The organism is Mesorhizobium oxytropidicola (assembly GCF_056174625.1).
In genome coordinates, this window is sequence record NZ_CM149692.1 from 4,120,488 (window position 1) to 4,139,190 (window position 18,703).

At 63.0% G+C, this 18,703-nt stretch carries 20 protein-coding genes; 15 read left to right on the forward strand and 5 right to left on the reverse strand.

Annotated features, from left to right (window positions below; all coding sequences use genetic code 11):
* Positions 1 to 97 precede the first annotated feature (97 nt).
* Positions 98 to 979 (reverse strand): DMT family transporter, encoded by an 882-nt coding sequence (locus AC0V8S_RS20550; protein WP_475433000.1) that lies wholly within the window; start codon positions 977 to 979, stop codon positions 98 to 100.
* A 185-nt stretch (positions 980 to 1,164) separates the two neighbouring features.
* Between AC0V8S_RS20550 and AC0V8S_RS20555 the strand changes: the two genes are divergently transcribed.
* Positions 1,165 to 1,671, forward strand: a complete 507-nt coding sequence (locus tag AC0V8S_RS20555) for a hypothetical protein (protein ID WP_475433002.1) — start codon at positions 1,165 to 1,167, stop codon at positions 1,669 to 1,671.
* 4 nt (positions 1,672 to 1,675) lie between these two features.
* Here AC0V8S_RS20555 and AC0V8S_RS20560 read toward each other — a convergent pair whose 3' ends face one another.
* Entirely contained in the window at positions 1,676 to 3,004 is a 1,329-nt protein-coding gene (locus AC0V8S_RS20560) for a DNA polymerase IV (RefSeq protein ID WP_475433004.1), read from the reverse strand.
* Positions 3,005 to 3,070: 66 nt separating this feature from the next.
* Between AC0V8S_RS20560 and AC0V8S_RS20565 the strand changes: the two genes are divergently transcribed.
* The 5 genes from AC0V8S_RS20565 (at position 3,071) to AC0V8S_RS20585 (ending at position 6,590) form a co-directional block, all read left to right on the forward strand.
* A complete protein-coding gene (locus tag AC0V8S_RS20565) occupies positions 3,071 to 3,658 on the forward strand; it encodes a GNAT family N-acetyltransferase (protein WP_183460046.1) in 588 nt (195 codons plus the stop codon).
* Between the two features lie 93 nt (positions 3,659 to 3,751).
* Entirely contained in the window at positions 3,752 to 5,332 is a 1,581-nt protein-coding gene (locus tag AC0V8S_RS20570; RefSeq protein WP_475438664.1) for a hypothetical protein, read from the forward strand.
* 111 nt (positions 5,333 to 5,443) lie between these two features.
* Complete coding sequence (locus tag AC0V8S_RS20575; RefSeq protein WP_183460044.1) at positions 5,444 to 5,794, forward strand: transposase; 351 nt, start codon at positions 5,444 to 5,446, stop codon at positions 5,792 to 5,794.
* Positions 5,773 to 6,405, forward strand: coding sequence for an IS3 family transposase (locus AC0V8S_RS20580; RefSeq protein WP_475438665.1), 633 nt, complete (start codon positions 5,773 to 5,775; stop codon positions 6,403 to 6,405). Before AC0V8S_RS20575 ends, AC0V8S_RS20580 begins: the two co-directional genes overlap by 22 nt.
* Positions 6,402 to 6,590: an integrase core domain-containing protein gene (locus tag AC0V8S_RS20585; RefSeq protein WP_475433006.1), complete on the forward strand. Its 189-nt coding sequence runs from the start codon at positions 6,402 to 6,404 to the stop codon at positions 6,588 to 6,590. The genes AC0V8S_RS20580 and AC0V8S_RS20585 overlap by 4 nt, the downstream gene beginning before the upstream one ends.
* 94 nt (positions 6,591 to 6,684) lie before the next feature.
* Here the strand turns inward: AC0V8S_RS20585 and AC0V8S_RS20590 are convergent, their stop codons facing one another.
* Both AC0V8S_RS20590 and AC0V8S_RS20595 read right to left on the reverse strand, forming a co-directional pair.
* Complete coding sequence (locus AC0V8S_RS20590) at positions 6,685 to 7,338, reverse strand: hypothetical protein (protein ID WP_475433008.1); 654 nt, start codon at positions 7,336 to 7,338, stop codon at positions 6,685 to 6,687.
* Positions 7,335 to 7,634, reverse strand: coding sequence for a DUF3572 domain-containing protein (locus AC0V8S_RS20595; protein WP_027052046.1), 300 nt, complete (start codon positions 7,632 to 7,634; stop codon positions 7,335 to 7,337). Before AC0V8S_RS20595 ends, AC0V8S_RS20590 begins: the two co-directional genes overlap by 4 nt.
* A gap of 202 nt (positions 7,635 to 7,836) precedes the next feature.
* Between AC0V8S_RS20595 and AC0V8S_RS20600 the strand changes: the two genes are divergently transcribed.
* From AC0V8S_RS20600 to AC0V8S_RS20610, 3 genes are all read left to right on the forward strand, one after another.
* On the forward strand, positions 7,837 to 8,253 hold the full coding sequence (locus AC0V8S_RS20600; RefSeq protein ID WP_432421222.1) for a response regulator: 417 nt from the start codon (positions 7,837 to 7,839) through the stop codon (positions 8,251 to 8,253).
* A gap of 33 nt (positions 8,254 to 8,286) precedes the next feature.
* Positions 8,287 to 9,660, forward strand: a complete 1,374-nt coding sequence (locus AC0V8S_RS20605) for a PleD family two-component system response regulator (protein WP_475433010.1) — start codon at positions 8,287 to 8,289, stop codon at positions 9,658 to 9,660.
* A gap of 511 nt (positions 9,661 to 10,171) precedes the next feature.
* Positions 10,172 to 11,758: an FAD-dependent monooxygenase gene (locus AC0V8S_RS20610; protein WP_475433011.1), complete on the forward strand. Its 1,587-nt coding sequence runs from the start codon at positions 10,172 to 10,174 to the stop codon at positions 11,756 to 11,758.
* On the opposite strand, the gene AC0V8S_RS20615 is transcribed toward AC0V8S_RS20610, so the two are convergent.
* On the reverse strand, positions 11,652 to 12,599 hold the full coding sequence (locus AC0V8S_RS20615) for a GlxA family transcriptional regulator (RefSeq protein WP_475433013.1): 948 nt from the start codon (positions 12,597 to 12,599) through the stop codon (positions 11,652 to 11,654). The genes AC0V8S_RS20610 and AC0V8S_RS20615 overlap by 107 nt on opposite strands.
* A gap of 88 nt (positions 12,600 to 12,687) precedes the next feature.
* Here AC0V8S_RS20615 and AC0V8S_RS20620 point away from each other — a divergent pair, with 88 nt between their 5' ends.
* The 6 genes from AC0V8S_RS20620 to AC0V8S_RS20645 all read left to right on the forward strand — a co-directional run bounded on the left by AC0V8S_RS20620 (position 12,688) and on the right by AC0V8S_RS20645 (position 18,702).
* A complete protein-coding gene (locus tag AC0V8S_RS20620) occupies positions 12,688 to 13,395 on the forward strand; it encodes a DJ-1/PfpI family protein (RefSeq protein ID WP_183460042.1) in 708 nt (235 codons plus the stop codon).
* A 123-nt stretch (positions 13,396 to 13,518) separates the two neighbouring features.
* The gene (locus AC0V8S_RS20625; protein ID WP_183460041.1) at positions 13,519 to 14,253 is read left to right on the forward strand and encodes a FadR/GntR family transcriptional regulator; all 735 of its coding nucleotides are present in this window, start codon (positions 13,519 to 13,521) and stop codon (positions 14,251 to 14,253) included.
* The gene (locus AC0V8S_RS20630; RefSeq protein WP_475433015.1) at positions 14,250 to 15,437 is read left to right on the forward strand and encodes a PLP-dependent transferase; all 1,188 of its coding nucleotides are present in this window, start codon (positions 14,250 to 14,252) and stop codon (positions 15,435 to 15,437) included. The genes AC0V8S_RS20625 and AC0V8S_RS20630 overlap by 4 nt, the downstream gene beginning before the upstream one ends.
* 29 nt (positions 15,438 to 15,466) lie before the next feature.
* A complete protein-coding gene (locus AC0V8S_RS20635; protein WP_475433017.1) occupies positions 15,467 to 16,744 on the forward strand; it encodes an ABC transporter substrate-binding protein in 1,278 nt (425 codons plus the stop codon).
* A 186-nt stretch (positions 16,745 to 16,930) separates the two neighbouring features.
* On the forward strand, positions 16,931 to 17,854 hold the full coding sequence (locus AC0V8S_RS20640; protein ID WP_183460038.1) for a carbohydrate ABC transporter permease: 924 nt from the start codon (positions 16,931 to 16,933) through the stop codon (positions 17,852 to 17,854).
* Positions 17,854 to 18,702, forward strand: a complete 849-nt coding sequence (locus AC0V8S_RS20645; protein WP_475433019.1) for a carbohydrate ABC transporter permease — start codon at positions 17,854 to 17,856, stop codon at positions 18,700 to 18,702. Before AC0V8S_RS20640 ends, AC0V8S_RS20645 begins: the two co-directional genes overlap by 1 nt.
* Position 18,703 lies beyond the last annotated feature (1 nt).

An 18,703-nucleotide genomic window follows, 5' to 3' on the forward strand; every position in this document is an offset into this window, starting at 1 on the left:
TGGAGGGCCATGGACGCGCGGACGGCAGCTTTGGCACTGCAAGGCCTGCGGGCATGTTCTCAACATACCCGACGAGGGAAACTGAGCAGCGGCAGCGTTACGATGCCGCCACTTCGGCCGCCTGTGCCGGCTTGCGCTGCAGATTGAGCAGATTGCCCATCAGGATAAGTAGCGCGCCGCCGGCGGTGAACGCGTCGATCTGCTCGTGGTAAAGCAGCCAGCCGATCAGAGCCGACAGCGGTACGCGCAGGAAATCCATCGGCGAAATGACGGTGGCGTCGGCATAGCCGAGCGCGCGGGCCATGCAGAAATGCGACGACATGCCGGTGAAGGCAATCAGTACGATCCACGGCCACAGCTCCAGCGGCGGGTTACGCCACGTATAGAGCGCCGGAACCAGGCCGACCACGGACTGGATGATCAGCATCCAGAAGATGATGCGCACGACGCTGTCCGTTCGCGTCAGCGACTTGACCATGACCACCGAGATGCCGAAGCAGACCGCGGCACCGAGCACGACGAGATGTCCCGGATCGACCGAGCCGACACCGGGGCGAACGATGACCACCACGCCGATCAGCCCGAGCACGACTGCCGCCAGTTTCGGCCGGCTCAGCCTTTCGCCGAGAAACGTCACCGCCAGGATCGCGGTCCAGATCGGCGTGGTGAATTCGATCGAGATCAGCACCGCCAGCGGGATCAGTGTCAGTGCATAAAGCCAGGCCGCCTGGCCGGTATAGTGGATGACATTGCGGGCGATATGGGCGACGGGGCGCTGCGTGCGCATCGCCGCAAAGCCGCCGCTCGTCATAACCAGCGGCAGCAGAATGAAGAAACCGATCACCGAGCGCAGTTCCAGCACCTGGAAGACGTTGAGCTCAGCTGTCGTGGCGCGGCCGGCGATCGACATCCCCAGAAACGAGGTAATCGACAGCGCCATCCAGAACGCGGCCTTGGGGATCGAAGGGGTGGGTGCCATGGCAGCTATCTCGCAGGCCGGGGCTTTTGCCGCAATCGCTAGTCGTTCCATTCTTCTGGGCCAGTCGCAGCGATGGCGTTGCAAAACAGTCGCGGGCGGAACCCGATACGGCCATGGGCGTTGAGTCTCGATATTTTGTCCCTGCTTTGCAAACCCGCCTTTCCAATATCGACAAGGAGAGTTTCATGAGACCATTCGCGCAAGTCGCGCTTGCTGCCTGCCTGGCGATTGCCGCGGGCGCTGCTCATGCCGACGAGACCAAATTTCTCCAGTCGTTCAAGGGCAATTTCGCCGGCAAGGGCACTGTCCAGGTGACCACGGACGTGCCGAACGTCAGTGTTTCCTGCAGCTTCAAGTCGAACGCTACCTCAACCTCGCTCTCCCTGGATGGCAATTGCCGCGGTCTCGTTGTGGTGTCACGGGCCATCAGCGCCAATCTGAAGGTCACAGGTGCGAAATACAGCGGCGTCTATGTCGGATCTCGCACCGGGCCGGCGCAGCTGAACGGCAGCCGGTCGGGCAACGCGATCAATCTTGGCATCCGCTGGGCTCAAGAGGTCAATGGCGATCGCAAGGCGCGGATGACGGTTGAGAAGCGCGGCGAGAACGGCATCCGGCTGACGGTCACCGATACCGATCCGAAAACCGGCAAGAGCGTGGTGACGAGCCGCATAGATTTGACACGAACCTGATCGCTCAGTCCTCCAGCGGCTCCGGCGGGTGGGCATCGCGGCCCCTGCCGAACGTATAGCCGGTTTCCACCGCCTTGCGGCCGAACTTGTCGCGCAGCGCGTCGATGGCGCCTTCGGCCATGGCACGTTTGCGCGACTGGACGTCGACCAGATCGGGCGGGTCGGCCTTGTCGTCGTCGGAGAGGTCGCTGACGCCAATGCCGAGCAATCGAAATTTCGTTCCGTCCGTTTCCTTGCGAAGGAGCTCCACTCCGGTCTGAAAGATACGGTCGGCGAGCCGTGTCGGGTCGCCGAGTTGGCGGTTGCGCGTGCGCAGCTTGAAATCCTGGGTCTTCAGTTTCAGCACCACGGTGCGTCCGGCAATGCCAGATTTTTTCAGCCGGGCCGAGACTTTTTCCGAAAGGCCCCTTAGCACCGAGACCAGTTCCTCCAGAGACGCGATGTCAGTGTCGAATGTGGTTTCGGCCGACACGCTCTTGGCGTCTTGGTCGGGATCGACGCGGCGGACGTCCTCCCCACGCGAAAGTCGGTAGAGCCGGTCGCCCATTGTGCCATAGCGGCGCATCAGGTCGCCACGCTCCATCGTCTGAAGCTGGCCGATGGTGCGGATGCCGTCGCGTTCCAGCGTGGCGTTGAACGCCTTGCCGACGCCCCAGATCATGGTCACCGGCTGCGTCGCCAGGAAGCCGACCGCCTCGGCCTCGCCGATGACCGAGAAGCCGCGCGGCTTGCGGAAATCGGACGCGATCTTGGCGAGGAATTTGCAATAGGAGAGGCCGGCCGAAACGGTGATGCCGATCTCCTTCTCGACGGCCAGTGCAAAGCGCGCCAGCACCACTGCCGGCGGCAGGCCGTGCAATCGTTCGGTGCCGGCGAGGTCGAGAAACGCCTCGTCGATCGACAGCGGCTCGACCAGTGGCGTCAGCGCCTGCATCATGGCGCGCACCTCGCGGCCGACACGCACATATTTTTCCATGTTGGGCGGGATCACGACCGCCTCGGGGCAGGCCTCGAGCGCCTTGAACATCGGCATGGCGGAGCGAACGCCGCGGATGCGGGCGATGTAGCATGCGGTGGAGACGACCCCGCGCTTGCCGCCGCCAATGATCAGTGGCTTGTCCTTGAGCGCGGGGTTGTCGCGCTTTTCGATCGCCGCGTAGAAGGCGTCGCAATCGATATGGGCCAGATGCAGCCGGTAAAGCTCGGGATGGCGGGCAAGGCGAGGGCTGCCGCAGCGCTCGCAGCGGCGCGTTTCACTGCGCTGAAACGTCAGGCAGTCACGGCAAAAACCGTGATCGGGATTGTTGACAGGGGCCGCCATCGCTGCGAACATAAAGAGAACAGAGGCAATGGTACGACAGTGCAGGGCCAGCGACAAGCTTGGCCTGGGGAGAACCGTATGAGCACGACCATAGCGCCGCTAGCGCCTGAGCTCTGGCCTGATTTCGAGGACCTTTTCGGCAAGCAGGGCGCCTGCTATGGCTGCTGGTGCACGCATTTCCGGCTGGCGCCGGCGGCGCGGCGCGAGAGCAGCCGCGAACGCAACAAGGACCATATCAGGGCGCGCATCGAAGCCGGCCCGCCGCCCGGCCTGCTGGCCTTCGAGGACGGCAAGGCGGTCGGCTGGATGCAGATCGGGCCGCGCGCCGACGTGCCCGAATGGAACAACAAGGGCAGGGGCTCGGCGCCGATCGACCCCGCCGACGCTTCCGATCCGGCCGTTTGGGCGATCTCCTGCTTCTTCATCCGCGCCAAGGCACGGGGCCGAGGCATCACGCATCGCCTCGTCGAAGGCGGTATCGATTTCGCCCGCAGCAACGGGGCACGGCTTGTCGAGGCCTGCCCGATCGACCTGTCGCGCGATTCGCGCTCGATCGGCCTGTTCGTCGGCTCGTCGGGCGTGTTTGAGAAGGCCGGTTTCGAGCGGCTGGTGGAACGCAAGGCGGGCCGGCCGCTGATGCGGCTGGTGCTGAGGCCGATTGCCTGACTGTCATCATCTTGCAGTTGTGATGGTATTTCCCTACCAGAAGTACGAAACGATTTTTGCCTTTCGACCCAACGGAGAATTGCCGTGAACCGTATGCTGCCAGTTGCCTTTACCGCGCTTCTGTTCTGCGCGCCCGCTTTCGGTCAGACCGTCGACAGCCAGGGGGCGAAGCAATTGTCCGATGATCTGTCCCGCTATGTCGGCAAGCAGGCGCTCGACAAGGGCATTCTGAAGGTTTCGGTCGAAGGCGACGCCTACAAGATCGTGTTCGATCTCCAGGCGCTTGCCGCGACGGTTCCCGCAGAGGGAAAGGTGAAATTCGACTTCGCGCCCTACGCCCTGCTGGTCAAGCCGCGCAGCGACGGGACCTGGGATGTCTCGATGGATTTTTCGCAGAGCGGATCCTTCGAGTTCAACGGACCCGAGGGGCTGCAAAGCACGCAGTTTTCGATCAAGGACGGCAAGGGTTCCGGCGTCTACGACCCCAAACTGGCTGCCTTCATCAGCGGCGCCAGTTCGATGGCGGGCATGACGATCGCATCGAAGGAGGCCAAGCAGCAGATGGAAGCCAGCGCTGGCGCCGGCACCGCGACCATCGCCGCCACCAAGGCTGCCAATGGCGGCGTCGATTTCACCACGTCGCAGAAAGTTTCGAATTTCGTCGAAACGATAAAATTGAATGATCCCGAGAACGGGCTGAATTTTCCGGTCACCGTGAAGTCGCCGGAATTGTCGGTGGAAGCCAGCGGCAAGGGCGTGCAGACCAGGCCGCTGCTCGACCTCCTGGCATTTGCCGTGGCCAATGAGGACGAGAAGACGCTGAAGGCAAACCAGGCGCAGCTGAAGTCGCTTCTGCTCGCCGCGCTTCCGGTGTGGGAGCGCATCGACGGCACCTATGGCTTCAAGGATTTCGCGGTCGACAGCCCGATCGGCACTTTCGGGGCGACGCAGCTCAGCACCGCGTTCGGCAGCGACGGCGTTTCCCAGAGCGGCAAGGTCACCTACGGCATCAAGGCGTCGGGGCTGACCGTACCGCAGCAGCTTTTGCCGAGCTGGAGCGTGGCGCTGCTGCCCACCGATATCGACCTGAACTTCGGCGGTGCCAATATCGATCTCGATAGCATGGCGAGGAAGGCGATCGAAGCCTTTGATCTCAATCAGGATCCGCCACTGTCGCCCGAGTTCGGCGACCAGCTCAAGGCCGATTTCCTGGCCAAGGCGCCGAAGGTCGTCATCGGCCACAGCACTGTGAAGAACAAGGACATGGAGATCGCGCTGGAAGGCGAGATGACAAGCTTCGGTGAGAAGCCCGACGCAAATCTCACTGTCGATGTCGCCGGCTTCGACAAGATCATGGCGCATCTGCAGGAAGCGGCAAAGACGGAGCCCGAGGTCGGGCAGTACGTGCCTGCCGCCCTGATGGTGAAGGGGTTTGCCAAGACACTGCCGGACGGCCGGCTGGAATGGGCTGTCAGCACCAAGGCTGACGGCTCCGTCACCGTCAATGGCGTGATGCTGAAGCCCGCCGATCCGGCGGTGGACGACAGCGTCGACGATAGCGACGGCGCGGACGATAGCAGCGGCAGCGACAATGGCGGCGGCGCCAACGGTGGCGGTGGCGCCAATAGCGGCGGCGGCGACAATGGCGGGGCCGGTGCGAAGCTGAACCCTTGAGGGTTCGGCTCTAGACACTTGTTTTGACGCAATTTGGAATGCGCCCTTCGGAGCGGACAGCTTGACTAAGCAGAATTGACTTGGAAGCCGGGCTTTCGAAAGATGGAAGCCATGACTGCACATCGCGCGCACAGCATCGAGTTCAAACGTCAGGTAGTGCAAGAGTTCCTCTCCGGCGAGACGCTTCATGGTCTGGCCAGGCGGCACGAACTAGCGCGTAACCTGATCCGTATCTGGGTCCAGAAATACGAGGCCGGCGCCTTCGACGAGGATGTAGCGGCGGCCGAGACGATGCAGACCTATGAGGCTCGGATCGCCGCGCTGGAGCGGCTGGTAGGCCGGCAAGCCTTGGAAATCGAGTTTCTAAAGGGGGCTCTGAAAAGCGCACCACGTCCCAGAAGCGGGCCTACATCCGTGATCACCGGCCCCGCGGTGTCTCCATCGCTGAAGGATGCCGGCTGATGGGGATCGCGCGATCAACCTACTACGATCAGCCCGAAACCGCCGTGGATGACACAGCGCTCGTCGAGACGATGGGTGAGATCTCCGACAGCTTCGAAGCCTACGGCTATCGCCGCATGCAGGCGGCGCTGCGGCAGAGCGGCATTGTCGTGAACCACAAGAAGATCAGACGATTGATGCGCGAGCATGATCTGCAGCCCAGGATCAGGCGACGCTTCATCGCCACCACGGACAGCAATCATGAATTGCCGATCTTCCCGAACCTGGCGAAGGACGTGACACTCGATGGCCCGAACCGGCTTTGGGTAAGCGACATAACCTACGTGGCGATTGCGGCAGGCTTCGTCTACGTCGCGGTCATCTTGGATGCCTGGTCCCGCAAGGTCGTTGGTTACGCCATCGGCCGTTCGATCGACGCGCGCTTGACCGTTGCAGCATTGAAGGCGGCAATCGAACGGCGAAAGCCGCCGCCGGGCTGCGTCCATCACTCGGATCGAGGGGCGCAATATGCCGCGCTCCTCTATCGCAATCTTCTCGCCGAGCACGATCTTATTGGATCGATGGGTCGGCGCGGCAATCCTACGATAATGCCAAAGCGGAAAGCTTCATGAAGACGATGAAGGTCGAAGCCATCTATCCGATGGCCTATGAAACCTTCACCGACGTCGCTGAGGACCTTCCCCGCTTCATTGATGAGGTCTACAACACCCGCCGATTGCATTCAGCGCTCGGCTATCTCAGCCCGCAACAGTTCGAAGACCAACACGCCCGGAAGATGGTCAAAACTGCCGCTTGATCCTGTCCGCTCCGAGGGGCGCACTCCAATTCCCAAGGGAAAGCGCTACGCGCTTTTCCCGGGAAAACCGTTTCACACTTTTCCTGGAATTGCTTTAGAGCCCCAGCGCGTCCGCGATCTTCGCTGCGGCTTCATGCCAGTCCTGGACGACGATGACATCGTCCGGGACCGCCGGCAGGAACGCCCGCAGCGAATTGTCGGCCATCAGGTGGAAAAGACTAGCGTCGGCGACCTTCTCCCGCACCGATGCCAGATTGTGCGGCTGATCGTCGACGAAGACCACAGGCCGGCCGTTCTTGCCGCGCAGCCTGGCCACTGCCGGTCCCTTGGCCATTTCGGTGGTCAGCAGCGGGTAGCTCAGGCCCAGCGCATCGAGATGGGCGCGGCGGACGGCGCGATGCCGGTGCGGCATGGCCGTCAGCAAGATGATTTCCGCGCGGTCGCCAAGCCTTGCCAAGGCTTCCGCGGCTCCGTCGGTGATGCTTTGCCAATCGGCTTGTGCGTCGAAAAAATCGCCCAGGAGTGCCGTGACTTCGGGCTGTTCGATCAGCCGGCCGCTGGCCGTTTCGGCAATGTTGCCGGTCAGCCGGAAGGACGCCAGTGTCAGGCCGTAGCCGCGCGATTTCAGGAAATGCGGGAAGGGGCGGATGAACTCGAGCACGACGTCGTCGACGTCGAGCACCAGCAGCGGCCGGTCGTCGGCCGAAAGTTCCTCGATCTGGCGCGCAGTCTCCGGATCATCGCTCATATGGAATGCTCATGGTTGTCGTCGCCGAGCGGCAGGGCGCGCAACGCCTTGCCGACGGCGGCGGGCGGCGTGCCGGTCTCCTCGGCAAAGCGCATCAGGGTCGGCTCGTGGGCGAGGATGAACTGCAGCACGCCGGCCAAAAAGCCCGGCTCGCCGGCGGCCTTGCGGATCGAATGCGCTTCTATTCCGGTGATCGCCAGAAAACGCGGCAACAGTTCCGGATCGGAGGCAACGAAACCCAGCGCCTTCACGGCAATGGTTTCCGCCTCTTCGCGCATTGACGCCGCGTTTGCCATCACTACCTTCGGTATGTGGAATGAGTCTCTTCCGCAGTAATGGCAAGAATTGCTTGCGGCAAGCCTTTACAGCGCGGCGCGCCGTTTGGACGCGCAGGCAGGCGAGGTGGAATTCGCGCTGCTTTGCAGCCCGAAGGTTTCCGTTTCGTCAATCATATTGCCGTATAGTGAAGCAGGGTTTGGTGCGTTCAACCAGGGGCGCATGACGGTCACCTTCGAGCGGAGGGACGGCCGGGACGGGATGTCGATGCCTAAGAAGGTCATGATCGTCGAGGACAATGAGCTCAACATGAAGCTCTTTCGGGACCTCATCGAAGCAAGCGGCTACGAGACGGTGCGCACCCGCAACGGGCTCGAGGCGCTGGACCTAGCGCGCAAGCACCGGCCCGATCTCATCCTGATGGACATCCAGTTGCCCGAAGTGTCGGGGCTAGAAGTGACCAAATGGCTGAAGGAAGATGACGATCTGCACGTCATTCCGGTCATCGCGGTCACCGCCTTCGCCATGAAGGGCGACGAGGAACGCATCCGCCAGGGCGGCTGCGAAGCCTATATTTCGAAGCCGATCTCGGTGCCGCGTTTCATCGAAACCATCAAATCCTATCTGGGCGATGCCTGATGTGCCATTCCAGCCGAGCCGGAGCCTTGTGAAATGACTGCGCGGATCCTCGTCGTCGACGACATCCCTGCCAATGTGAGGCTGCTGGAGGTTCGGCTGCTGGCCGAATATTTCGAGGTGCTGACCGCCACCAATGGGCCCGACGCGATCGAGACCTGCGAGAACGGCAAGGTCGATGTCGTGCTGCTCGACGTCATGATGCCCGACATGGACGGGTTCGAGGTCTGCCGCAGACTGAAGAGCGACCCCGCAACATCGCACATTCCGGTGGTGATGATCACCGCGCTCGACCAGGTGTCCGACCGCGTGCGCGGGCTGGAAGCTGGCGCCGACGATTTCCTGACCAAGCCGGTCAACGACCTGCAGCTGATGACGCGCGTCAAGAGCTTGGTCCGGTTGAAATCTCTCACCGACGAGCTCCGGCTGCGCGCCTCGACGACGCGCAACATCGGCATCGAGGAACTGCTCAGCCGCAATTTCGCGTCCGAGGACACGATCCCGAAAGTGCTGTTGATCGACGAGCGCAAATCGTCGGTCGAGCGCATCCAGAAAATGTTGCGCGACCGCGCCGATCTTGACGTCAGCGGCGACCCGCATGCCGGGTTCTTTCAGGCCGCCGAGACGTCCTATGAATGCGTGATGATCTCGACGGCCTTCGCCGATTTCGATCCGCTGAGGCTCTGCTCGCAGTTGCGCTCGCTTGACCGCACGCGTTTCGTGCCGATCATCCTTTTGGCCGAGGAGGGCGAGGAGGAGCGCATCATCCGCGGCCTCGAACTCGGCATCAACGACTATCTGATGCGGCCGATCGACCAGCAGGAACTGACGGCGCGGCTGCGCACCCAGGTGCGCCGCAAGCGCTACAACGACCAATTGCGCGCCAGCGTCACCCAGACCATCGAGATGGCGGTCACCGACGGCCTGACCGGACTGCACAACCGCCGCTATCTCGACAGCCATCTGCAGACGCTGTTCGACCGCGCCGTGGCGCGGCGCCGGCCGTTGTCGGTGATGATCACCGATCTCGACCGCTTCAAGTCGATCAATGACGCGCATGGCCATGATGGCGGCGACGAGGTGCTGCGGGAATTCGCGCGGCGGCTGCGCAAGAATGTCAGGGGCATCGACCTTGCCTGCCGGTTCGGCGGCGAGGAGTTCGTGGTGGTGATGCCGGATACCGATGGCGCTGTGGCCGAGAAAGTGGCCGAACGCATCCGCGCCGAAATCGCCCAGAAGCCTTTCGCCATCGGTGCCGACGGCAAGACGATCGAGGTCACCGTCAGCGTCGGCGTGTCGTCGGTGCTGAAGGGCGTGGACACGGCGGCGGCGCTGATGAAGCGCGCCGATCTCGCGCTTTACGAAGCCAAGAGCGGTGGCCGCAACCGTGTGGTTGCCAAGGCGGCGTAGCGGTCCGAGACCGATTGTGCGGTCAATCCAACAAGGTTAGCCATTTACCTTAATCCAAGCGATTCGCGAGCCTTGGTTAAGAAACTGTTGATTTTCATAAGCTCTTGCGCAAATGTGCAGGCCAAGACGAAGCCGGCACGAGGATACATAGCCGGCTCGATCCCTAGAAATACCCCATGATGCTCAGGTCCGCCGCATCTCCTGGGTCCGTGGGGTCGGCCGGCCGGCGCTGGCACATAGTGGCCTCCTCGTACCGCTGCCAAACGCCGACCGGCCCCCTTCTTCCAAACAGACATCAGAACTTCGTGCCAAGGCACGAAGGACTCTGATTTTTTGCCTGCAGGCAATCCGGGCTCCCGTCTTCGATCCACGGCTGTCGGCCGTTCAAAGCGATCCGCGCAGGAGAGCACCCCTTCCATTTCGTACATATGGCGCACAAGGGGCTTGCGGCAAGACCCGGCTCCTCCCGTAAAAACCACGCAGATCAGGCGCGAAACGGGAGTGACGATTAATGATTTTTGATCATGCTGTGGTGATCGCCGGAGCCGGTCCGACCGGGTTGATGCTGGCAGGCGAACTCACTCTGGCGGGCATCGATGTCACCAGTGTCGAGCGGCGCCCGGACCAGCAGTTAATCGGCTTGCGCGCGGGTGGCCTGCACGCACGCACCATCGAAATTCTCGATCAGCGCGGAATTGCCGAGCGGTTCCTCTCGCAGGGGCAGCGCTTCCCGACCGTCGGCTTCCACATGATCCGTTTGGATATCGGCGACCTTCCCAGCCGGCACAATTATCTGCTGGCGCTGCGGCAAAACCACATCGAGCGGATATTGGCCGACTGGATCAAAGAGTTGGGGGTGCCGGTCTATCGCGGACAGGACGTCACTGACTTCACGCAGCATGATGACGGTGTCGACCTGGATCTGTCCGGCGGCCGACGGTTGAGGGCGCAATATCTCGTCGGCTGCGACGGAGGGCGCAGCACAATCCGCAAGGCGGCGGGCATCGAGTTCGCCGGATGGGACCCGACGATGAGCTGGATGATCGCCGAGGTCGAAATGGCTAGGGAACCGGCATTGGGCTTTCGCAGCGACGCCTACGGAATTCATGCCATAGGCAAGATCGAGGAAACCAACCGGGTGGGTGTCGTGCTGACCGAGAGGCAATTGACCGTCGGCGGCGAACCGACGCTGGCCGATCTCCGCCAGGCGCTTATCGCTGCCTATGGCACCGATTTCGGGGTCCACAGTCCGACCTGGATCTCCCTTTTCACCGACATGACACGACAGGCCGCCGCCTACCGCGACAGACGTGTCGTGTTGGCCGGCGACGCCGCGCATATCCATCCTCCGATGGGCGGGCAGGGGCTCAACATCGGCGTGCAGGACGCGGTCAATCTGGGGTGGAAGCTCGCCCAGGTGGTCAAGCGGACATCACCGGAAAGCCTGCTCGACAGCTATCACGCCGAGCGCCATCCGATCGCCGCTCGCGTGCTGCGCAACGCGATGGCACAGGTTGCGCTTCGTCGCATGGATGCCAGCACCAAGGCCTTGGGCGACATCTTTACCGAGCTGCTCGGCATGGATGAGCCGCGCAAACGGATCGCCGCGGAGATGTCCGGTCTGGGCATCCGGTACGACCTCGGCGAGGGACATCCACTGCTTGGGCGGCGAATGCCCGATCTCGATCTGGTCACTCGCAATGGCCCGTTGCGGGTCTTCAGCTTGCTGCACGATGCCCGGCCGGTACTTCTCAACCTCGGCGAACCTGGCGGACTGGACATCGCGCCTTGGGCGGATCGGGTCCTGCAGATCGAAGCTGGATACGACGGCACCTGGGAACTGCCGGTCCTCGGGACGGTCGCCGCGCCCGCCGCCGTGCTGATTCGGCCCGATGGCTACGTGGCCTGGGTTGGGATTGGAACCCAAGACGGGCTGGCTGACGCGCTGACCACCTGGTTCGGGCCGCCCGCCGCGAGTAAGCGCCTTTGCGTCAGAAGCGTTCGCGGTAATCGCGCGGGTTTGTGCCGAGGGCTCTTAGAAAGCCGCGCCGCATCGTCTCCTCCGATCCGAAGCCGCAGCGACGGGCCGTCTGGTTGACGGCCTGGCCTCGTTCCAGCATCCGTCGCGCCCCCTCGATCCGGATCTCCTTGATCGCGCGCGCAGGTGTGCGGCCCGTTGCCTCCCGATAGTGCCTGGAGAAACTGCGCGGGCTCATATTGGCGCGCTCGGCCAGGTTCGGCAGCGAAAGGTCGCCGTCCAGATTGTCCTGAATCCAGCCATGCAGCCGGTCGAAGCGTTCGTCGCCTTGCTGCAGCTTGAGCGTCTGGCTGAACTGCGCCTGGCCACCGGGTCGTTTCAGGAAGACCACCAACTCGCGCGCCACCGCAAGCGCCACGCGCCGGCCAAGGTCTGCCTCGACGAAGGAAAGGGCGAGATCTATGCCCGCCGTCACGCCTGCCGACGTCCAGACATTGCCGTCACGGATGAAGATCGGGTCGGGTTCGAGGCGGACCGCTGGAAAGCGCCGCGCGAACTCGGCGCACCGTCCCCAGTGGGTAACCGCACGCCGGCCGTCGAGCAGTCCTGCCGTCGCCAGAAGCATGGCGCCACTGCACACGGACGCCGTTCGCGTGGCGTCTCGCGAGCGGCCGATTATCCATTGGATCAGTTCGGGATCCTCGCAGGCCGCGTTGACGCCCCATCCGCCAGGCACGATCAGCGTGTCGATCCTCGACCCATGCGGCGGCAGCGCCCCGGTTTCGAGCACGAGGCCGGCGGACGTTCTGATCCGCGGGGAGGCGGCGACGACCGCGACCTCGTACGGAGCTGGTTCACCGGCCTGCGTCCTGAAGTCGTTGGCGCTGGCGAAAACCTGAAGCGGCCCGCTGACATCGAGGAGCTGGATGTCGGGATAGGCAAGGATTTCGATATGGCGCATTGCGATTTGGCTTGAAACGAGGGGTGATTGGCGATCGTGCCAAAGCATGATGCCTTAGATTGGCTGGAGTCAACCTATGGAGAGTTCCATGACCCTTCGTTTCGGCATCCTCGTCTTCCCCAATGTCCAGCAGCTCGACCTCACCGGCCCTTATGAAGTCCTGGCATCGGCAAAGGGCGCCGAGGTGGAACTGATCTGGAAGGATCGCAATCCGGTGATGTCGTCGACGCGGCTGTCGCTCAACCCAACGGCGACCTTCGACGATTGCCCGCCTCTCGATGTGCTGTGCATTCCGGGTGGAGGCGGCGTCAACCCGCTGCTGGAGGACCACGCCGTCCTCGATTTCGTGCGGGAGCGGGCTGTGCAGGCACGCTATGTCACCTCGGTATGCAGCGGTGCCCTGGTGCTCGGTGCCGCCGGCCTGCTCAAAGGCAAGCGGGCGACGACGCATTGGTACGCGCATGATTTCCTCGCCGAGTTCGGCGCCATTCCAGTCAACGAGCGCATTGTCGAGGACGGAAACCTGATAACCGCTGGCGGCGTCACCTCGGGGATCGATTTCGGCCTCCTCCTGGTCGCCAGGCTTCTCGGCCAGGCCGAGGCCGAAACGGTGCAGCTCTCACTCGAATATGCCCCGGCTCCTCCGTTCCAGTCGGGCACGCCCGCCCAGGCTTCGCCTGCCGTGCTGGCGGAAGCAACGAATCGGCTCGCGGGTTCGAGGCAGATTCGCGAGGAGATGTTCGCGCGCTGGCGCGCCACGCGCGCAGCCGTCACGCCGACGCGAGCCCAAGCCTGAACTGACGGGCCGAACGGCGCCAAGGCGCGTCGTTCGGCCTGTCCCTGTTTCGGCTGTTGACACGTCTCTCCGTCCGTGCAGAATTGGTTGGACCATTGGACCACTTTTGCATCGGGAGGATTTGTGGACCAGAACAGCCTGCCACCCATTCAGACGACGGCGCGCGATGACGCCGTGCTGAAGGCGTTGGTGGGTTTTGTCCGCGCCGAATCCCTGCAGCCCGGCGAGCGGCTTCCGACCGAACGCATCCTGGCCGAGCGGCTGAAGGTCAGCCGCAACACGGTGCGCGAGGCGCTGACGCGGTGGGAGGGACTTGGCCTGGTCGAGCGCCGGCAAGGCAGCGGCACCTACCTCAAGGCGGCCGTGTCACCCGACATGCTGCACATGCCGCTGACCTTGGCCGGCGGTAATGACTTCACCAGCCTGATGCATACGCTGGAAATCCGCCGCGCGCTCGAAGCGGAGGCGGCGGCCCTTTGCGCCGAACGCGCCAGCCCGGCGGACATTGCCGAGATCGAGCGCAAGCTCGACATCATGGAGCAGGCGTTCCGCACCCGCGATGGCATGTCGTCGGAAGAGGACTGGGAGTTCCACCAGGCGATCTATCGGGTCTCTGGCAATCCGCTGTTCGAGCAGATCATCGCCGCCATGCACGAGCTGTTCCACCGTTTCTGGGAGCATCCGCTTGGCGTGCGCGATTTCGGTCACGCCAGCTTTCCCTACCATCGCACCGTTTACGAATGCATCGCCGCACGTGATCCGCAAGGCGCCCGCGCCGAAGCGCTCAAGCTGATCGCCACCGTCGAGGACGATCTCAAGCGCGGTGCGGCCAAACTCAAACTTTCGAGCCAGACATGAACGAGCATCCGACCGGTTTCGATTACGACTATCTTGCCGAGGCGGCGACACTGCTGGCGCATGACGAGCCGTTTCCGGGCGGCGCGGTGGTGCCGCCGATCTACCAGACGTCGCTCTTCACCTTCGCCAATTATGCCGAAATGGCCGACACCTTTGCCGGCAAACGAAGGCAGCCGATCTATTCGCGCGGCGACAATCCGACGGTGATGGAGTTCGAGGCGCGCGTGGCCGCACTCGAGGGCGCCGAGGCCGCGCGCGGTTTTTCGAGCGGCATGGCGGCGATCAGTGCCACGGTGCTTGCCTTCGTCGGCGCCGGCGAACGCATCGTTGCGGTGCGCAACTGCTATGGCGATGCCTACCGGCTGTTCGAGCGGCTTTTGCCGCGGCTCGACATCAAGGTCGACTATGTCGACGGCTCCGATCCGGATGCGGTGGCGGCGGCACTTCCCGGTGCCAAGCTGCTTTACCTGGAAAGCCCGACCTCGATGATGTTCGAGCTGCAGGACATCGCGCATCTGGCTCGGCTGGCGAAAGAGCAGGGCATCATCACCACCATCGACAATTCCTGGGCCTCACCGGTGTTCCAAAAGCCGATCTCGCATGGCGTCGATCTGGTGCTGCACTCGGCCTCGAAATATCTCGGCGGCCACAGCGACACGGTCGCCGGCGTGGTGGCGGGCTCGGCCGTGCACATCAAGCACATCAACGAGCAGACCTATTCCTATCTCGGCGGCAAGCTGTCGCCGTTCGAGGCCTGGCTGCTGTTGCGCGGGCTGCGCACGCTGCCGCTGCGCCTGCCGCACCACATGAAGAGCGGGCTGACCATCGCGGAGCGGCTGAAGGCGCATGCCAATGTCGAGCGCGTCAACCATCCCGTCTATTCGAACCATCCCGGCAAGGCGACGCTGGCCGGTTATGCCGGACTGTTCTCCTTCGAGGTGACGGACGATATCGACATCCCGGTCTTCGTCGATGCGCTGAAATATTTCCGCATCGGCGTCAGCTGGGGCGGGCACGAGAGCCTGGTCGTGCCCGCCAAGGCGTCGCTGGAGCAGACGCCGGGACTGAATTCGATGGCGCGCTTCGGCGTCAGCCCCCGAACCATCCGCTTCAATGTCGGATTGGAAAGTGTCGAAGACCTCTGGGCCGACGTCGCCCAGGCCTTCGAAAAAGCCAGAAAATAACAAGCGGGTTCAAAATGGGAGTCTTGAACATGAAAAAACTGACCGTCATGCTTGCCACCGTTGCGGGGCTGGCGATTTCCGCCGGAGGCGCGCTGGCCGACTCGACCCTGAAAATGGTCGAAGTCATCACCAGCCCGCCGCGCACCGAATTCCTGAAGAAACAGATCGCGGAGTTCGAAGCCGCCAATCCCGGCGTCAAGGTCGAGCTGGTCTCGCTGCCCTGGGGCCAGGCCTTCGAAAAGTTCCTGACCATGGTGCAGGCCGGCGACACGCCCGACGTGGTCGAGATGCCGGAACGCTGGATGGGCCTCTATGCCAACAATGCCCAGCTCGAGGATCTCGGCCCCTATATGGCCAAATGGGATGACGCCAAGACGCTCGGCGACCGTGCCAAGCAGTTCGGTTCGACGGTCAACAACACCCAGTACATGATCCCCTACGGCTACTATGTGAACGCGCTGTTCTGGAACAAGAAGCTGTTCAAGCAGGCCGGTCTCGACGGCCCGCCGGCCACGCTCGACGAGTTCGTCGCCGACTCCAAGAAGATCTCCGCCATTCCGGGCAAGTACGGCTACTGCCTGCGCGGCGGCCCCGGCGCCTTCAACGGCATGCACATGTTCATGAACATCGCCGCCGGCAAAGGCGGCTACTTCAACGAAGACGGCACCTCGACCATCAACGACGAAGGCTCGGTCAAGGGCCTGCAGATGCTGGCCGACATGTACAAGGACGGCCTGGCGCCGAAGGATGCGGTGAGCTGGGGCTTCAACGAAACCGTCACCGGCTTCTATTCCGGCACCTGCGCCATGCTCAACCAGGATCCGGACGCGCTGCTCGGCATCGCCGACAAGATGAGCGCAGACGACTTCGCCGTGGCGCCGCTGCCAGTTGGTCCGAGCGGCAAATCCTACCCGACGCTCGGCTATGCCGGCTGGGCGATGTTCGCCAATTCCCAGCACAAGGACGATGCCTGGAAGCTGATGGCGACGCTGCTGTCGCCCAAGGACAATCTGGAATGGGCCAAGGAAGTCGGCGTCGTCCCGATCCACAATGGCGCCGACCAGGATGCCCATTTCAAGACCGAACAGTTCAAGGGCTGGTTCACGGAGCTCAGCGACAGCTCCAAATATGAAATGGTGACGCCGCCGACGCATCTGGAAAACCTCGGCAATTTCGTCGACCAGGTGGCGATCAAGAATTTCCAGGAAGTGCTGCTCGGCCAGAAGACGGCCAAGGAAGCGGCCGACGCATGGGCTGCTTTCCTGACCAAGGAGCAGCAGGACTGGCTGGCGAAGAACAAGAAGTAGGCGCAACTTCTTCCTTCTCCCCGTTCACGGGGAGAAGGTGTCACGAAGTGACGGATGAGGGGCGGCGCCACGCCTCGATAGGTTCGCGCCGCCCCTCATCTGCCTGCCGGCATCTTCTCCCCGTTGAACGGGGAGAAGGACGCTGTTTGCCTACCGGCCCTCATCCCCCACCGTAGAGCCAAATCCATGACCTACGCCCTGTCCGAAATCCGATCCGCCGGCAAGCCGCGCCGCAAGCGGCTGTCGCATGCCGCCATCGAGCCCTGGCTCTATCTCAGCCCGGCGATCATCCTGCTGGTCGTGGTGCTGTTGGTGCCGCTGGTCATCGGCATCAGCTATTCCTTCCGCAAATTCTCGGCCTTCAAGTCGGAATATGTCGGGCTCGGCCAGTATCAGGCCATGCTGTCGGATCAGGTGCTGGGGCAGGCGCTGGTCAACACGCTGTGGTGGACGGTCGCCAGCCTGTTCTTCCAGTTCTTCCTCGGCCTTGGCTTGGCGCTGCTGCTCGACAAGCCGTTCTGGGGCCGCAAAGTGGTGCAGGCGCTGGTGTTCCTGCCCTGGGCGGTGCCGTCCTTCCTGTCGGGCCTGACCTGGGCCTGGCTGTTCAATCCGATCGTCGGACCGCTGCCGCACTGGCTGTTCGCGCTCGGGCTGAAGGCGGAGCCGACCAATGTGCTCTCCGATCCGGCCACGGCGATGTGGGGGCCGATCATCGCCAATGTCTGGTTCGGCATTCCGTTCTTTGCCATCACGCTTCTGGCGGCGCTGAAGTCTATCCCGTCCGAATTGCATGAGGCGGCGGCGATCGACGGCGCTTCGCCCTGGCAACGCTTCACCAAGGTGACGCTGCCGTTCCTGGCGCCGACCATCGCCATCACCGTGATGCTGCGCACCATCTGGATCGCCACCTTCGCCGACCTGATCTTCGTCATGACCGAGGGCGGACCGGCCGGCTCGACCAATACGGTGCCGGTCTACATCTATGTCAGCGCCTTCAAGTCGCTGGACAAGGGCTATGCCTCGGCGGTGGCCGTGCTGCTGCTCGTCCTGCTCATTGCCTATGCGATCGCACTGATCGCTATCCGCCGCTCACTGGTGAGGCACGTCTGATGATCGCGGGACGTTCTGCTTCACAACGGTTCTTCGGCGGCGTCGGCCTCTATGCGGCCATCGTGGCCTATGTGGTCTTCGCCCTGTTCCCGATCTACTGGACGCTGAAAATCTCGGTGACGCCGGAGCGGCTGCTCTATTCCGAAGGCATCACCTTCTGGCCGTCGCACATGACGTTGCAGAACTTCGTCACCGTGCTCGAGGCTACCGATTTCCCGCGCTATTTCCTCAACAGCGTCATCGTCTCGGTATCGACCGCGGCCTTGGTGACGGTCATTGCCACGCTCGCCGGCTACGCCATGTCGCGCTTCACCTTTCGCGGCAAGGCGGCTCTGGCCCTGATGCTGCTGTTGACCCAGACCTTTCCGCTGGTGATGGTCATTCCGCCGATCTACCGCGTCATGGGGCAGATCGGCCTGATCAACAGCCTGACCGGGCTGATCATCATCTACACCGCCTTCAACACCGCCTTCGCCACCTTCCTGATGCAGTCCTTCTTCGACGGCATCCCCAAGGATCTTGAAGAGGCGGCGATGATCGACGGCTGCACGCGTGCGCAGGCGATGCGCAAGGTGATCGTGCCGCTCACGCTGCCCGGCATGGGCGCGACGCTTGGCTTCGTCTTCACCGCAGCGTGGAGCGAGCTTCTGTTCGCCCTGATGCTGATTTCCAGCGACGACCAGAAGACTTTTGCCGTCGGCCTGCTCACCTTCATCGGCAAATTCGCCGTCGACTGGGGGCAGATGATGGCGGCGTCCATCCTGGCGCTGATCCCGGTCTGCATCTTCTTCGCCTTCCTGCAACGCTATCTCGTCACCGGCCTGACCGCCGGCGCCGTCAAAGGATAGA

Coding starts and splice junctions, on each gene's coding strand:
- AC0V8S_RS20550 (WP_475433000.1), bottom strand. CDS start 979: ATGGCACCCACCCCTTCGATCCCCAAGGCCGCGTTCTGGATGGCGCTG.
- AC0V8S_RS20555 (WP_475433002.1), top strand. CDS start 1,165: ATGAGACCATTCGCGCAAGTCGCGCTTGCTGCCTGCCTGGCGATTGCC.
- AC0V8S_RS20560 (WP_475433004.1), bottom strand. CDS start 3,004: ATGTTCGCAGCGATGGCGGCCCCTGTCAACAATCCCGATCACGGTTTT.
- AC0V8S_RS20565 (WP_183460046.1), top strand. CDS start 3,071: ATGAGCACGACCATAGCGCCGCTAGCGCCTGAGCTCTGGCCTGATTTC.
- AC0V8S_RS20570 (WP_475438664.1), top strand. CDS start 3,752: ATGCTGCCAGTTGCCTTTACCGCGCTTCTGTTCTGCGCGCCCGCTTTC.
- AC0V8S_RS20575 (WP_183460044.1), top strand. CDS start 5,444: ATGACTGCACATCGCGCGCACAGCATCGAGTTCAAACGTCAGGTAGTG.
- AC0V8S_RS20585 (WP_475433006.1), top strand. CDS start 6,402: ATGAAGACGATGAAGGTCGAAGCCATCTATCCGATGGCCTATGAAACC.
- AC0V8S_RS20590 (WP_475433008.1), bottom strand. CDS start 7,338: ATGAGCGATGATCCGGAGACTGCGCGCCAGATCGAGGAACTTTCGGCC.
- AC0V8S_RS20595 (WP_027052046.1), bottom strand. CDS start 7,634: ATGGCAAACGCGGCGTCAATGCGCGAAGAGGCGGAAACCATTGCCGTG.
- AC0V8S_RS20600 (WP_432421222.1), top strand. CDS start 7,837: ATGACGGTCACCTTCGAGCGGAGGGACGGCCGGGACGGGATGTCGATG.
- AC0V8S_RS20605 (WP_475433010.1), top strand. CDS start 8,287: ATGACTGCGCGGATCCTCGTCGTCGACGACATCCCTGCCAATGTGAGG.
- AC0V8S_RS20610 (WP_475433011.1), top strand. CDS start 10,172: ATGATTTTTGATCATGCTGTGGTGATCGCCGGAGCCGGTCCGACCGGG.
- AC0V8S_RS20615 (WP_475433013.1), bottom strand. CDS start 12,599: ATGCGCCATATCGAAATCCTTGCCTATCCCGACATCCAGCTCCTCGAT.
- AC0V8S_RS20620 (WP_183460042.1), top strand. CDS start 12,688: ATGACCCTTCGTTTCGGCATCCTCGTCTTCCCCAATGTCCAGCAGCTC.
- AC0V8S_RS20630 (WP_475433015.1), top strand. CDS start 14,250: ATGAACGAGCATCCGACCGGTTTCGATTACGACTATCTTGCCGAGGCG.
- AC0V8S_RS20635 (WP_475433017.1), top strand. CDS start 15,467: ATGAAAAAACTGACCGTCATGCTTGCCACCGTTGCGGGGCTGGCGATT.
- AC0V8S_RS20640 (WP_183460038.1), top strand. CDS start 16,931: ATGACCTACGCCCTGTCCGAAATCCGATCCGCCGGCAAGCCGCGCCGC.
- AC0V8S_RS20645 (WP_475433019.1), top strand. CDS start 17,854: ATGATCGCGGGACGTTCTGCTTCACAACGGTTCTTCGGCGGCGTCGGC.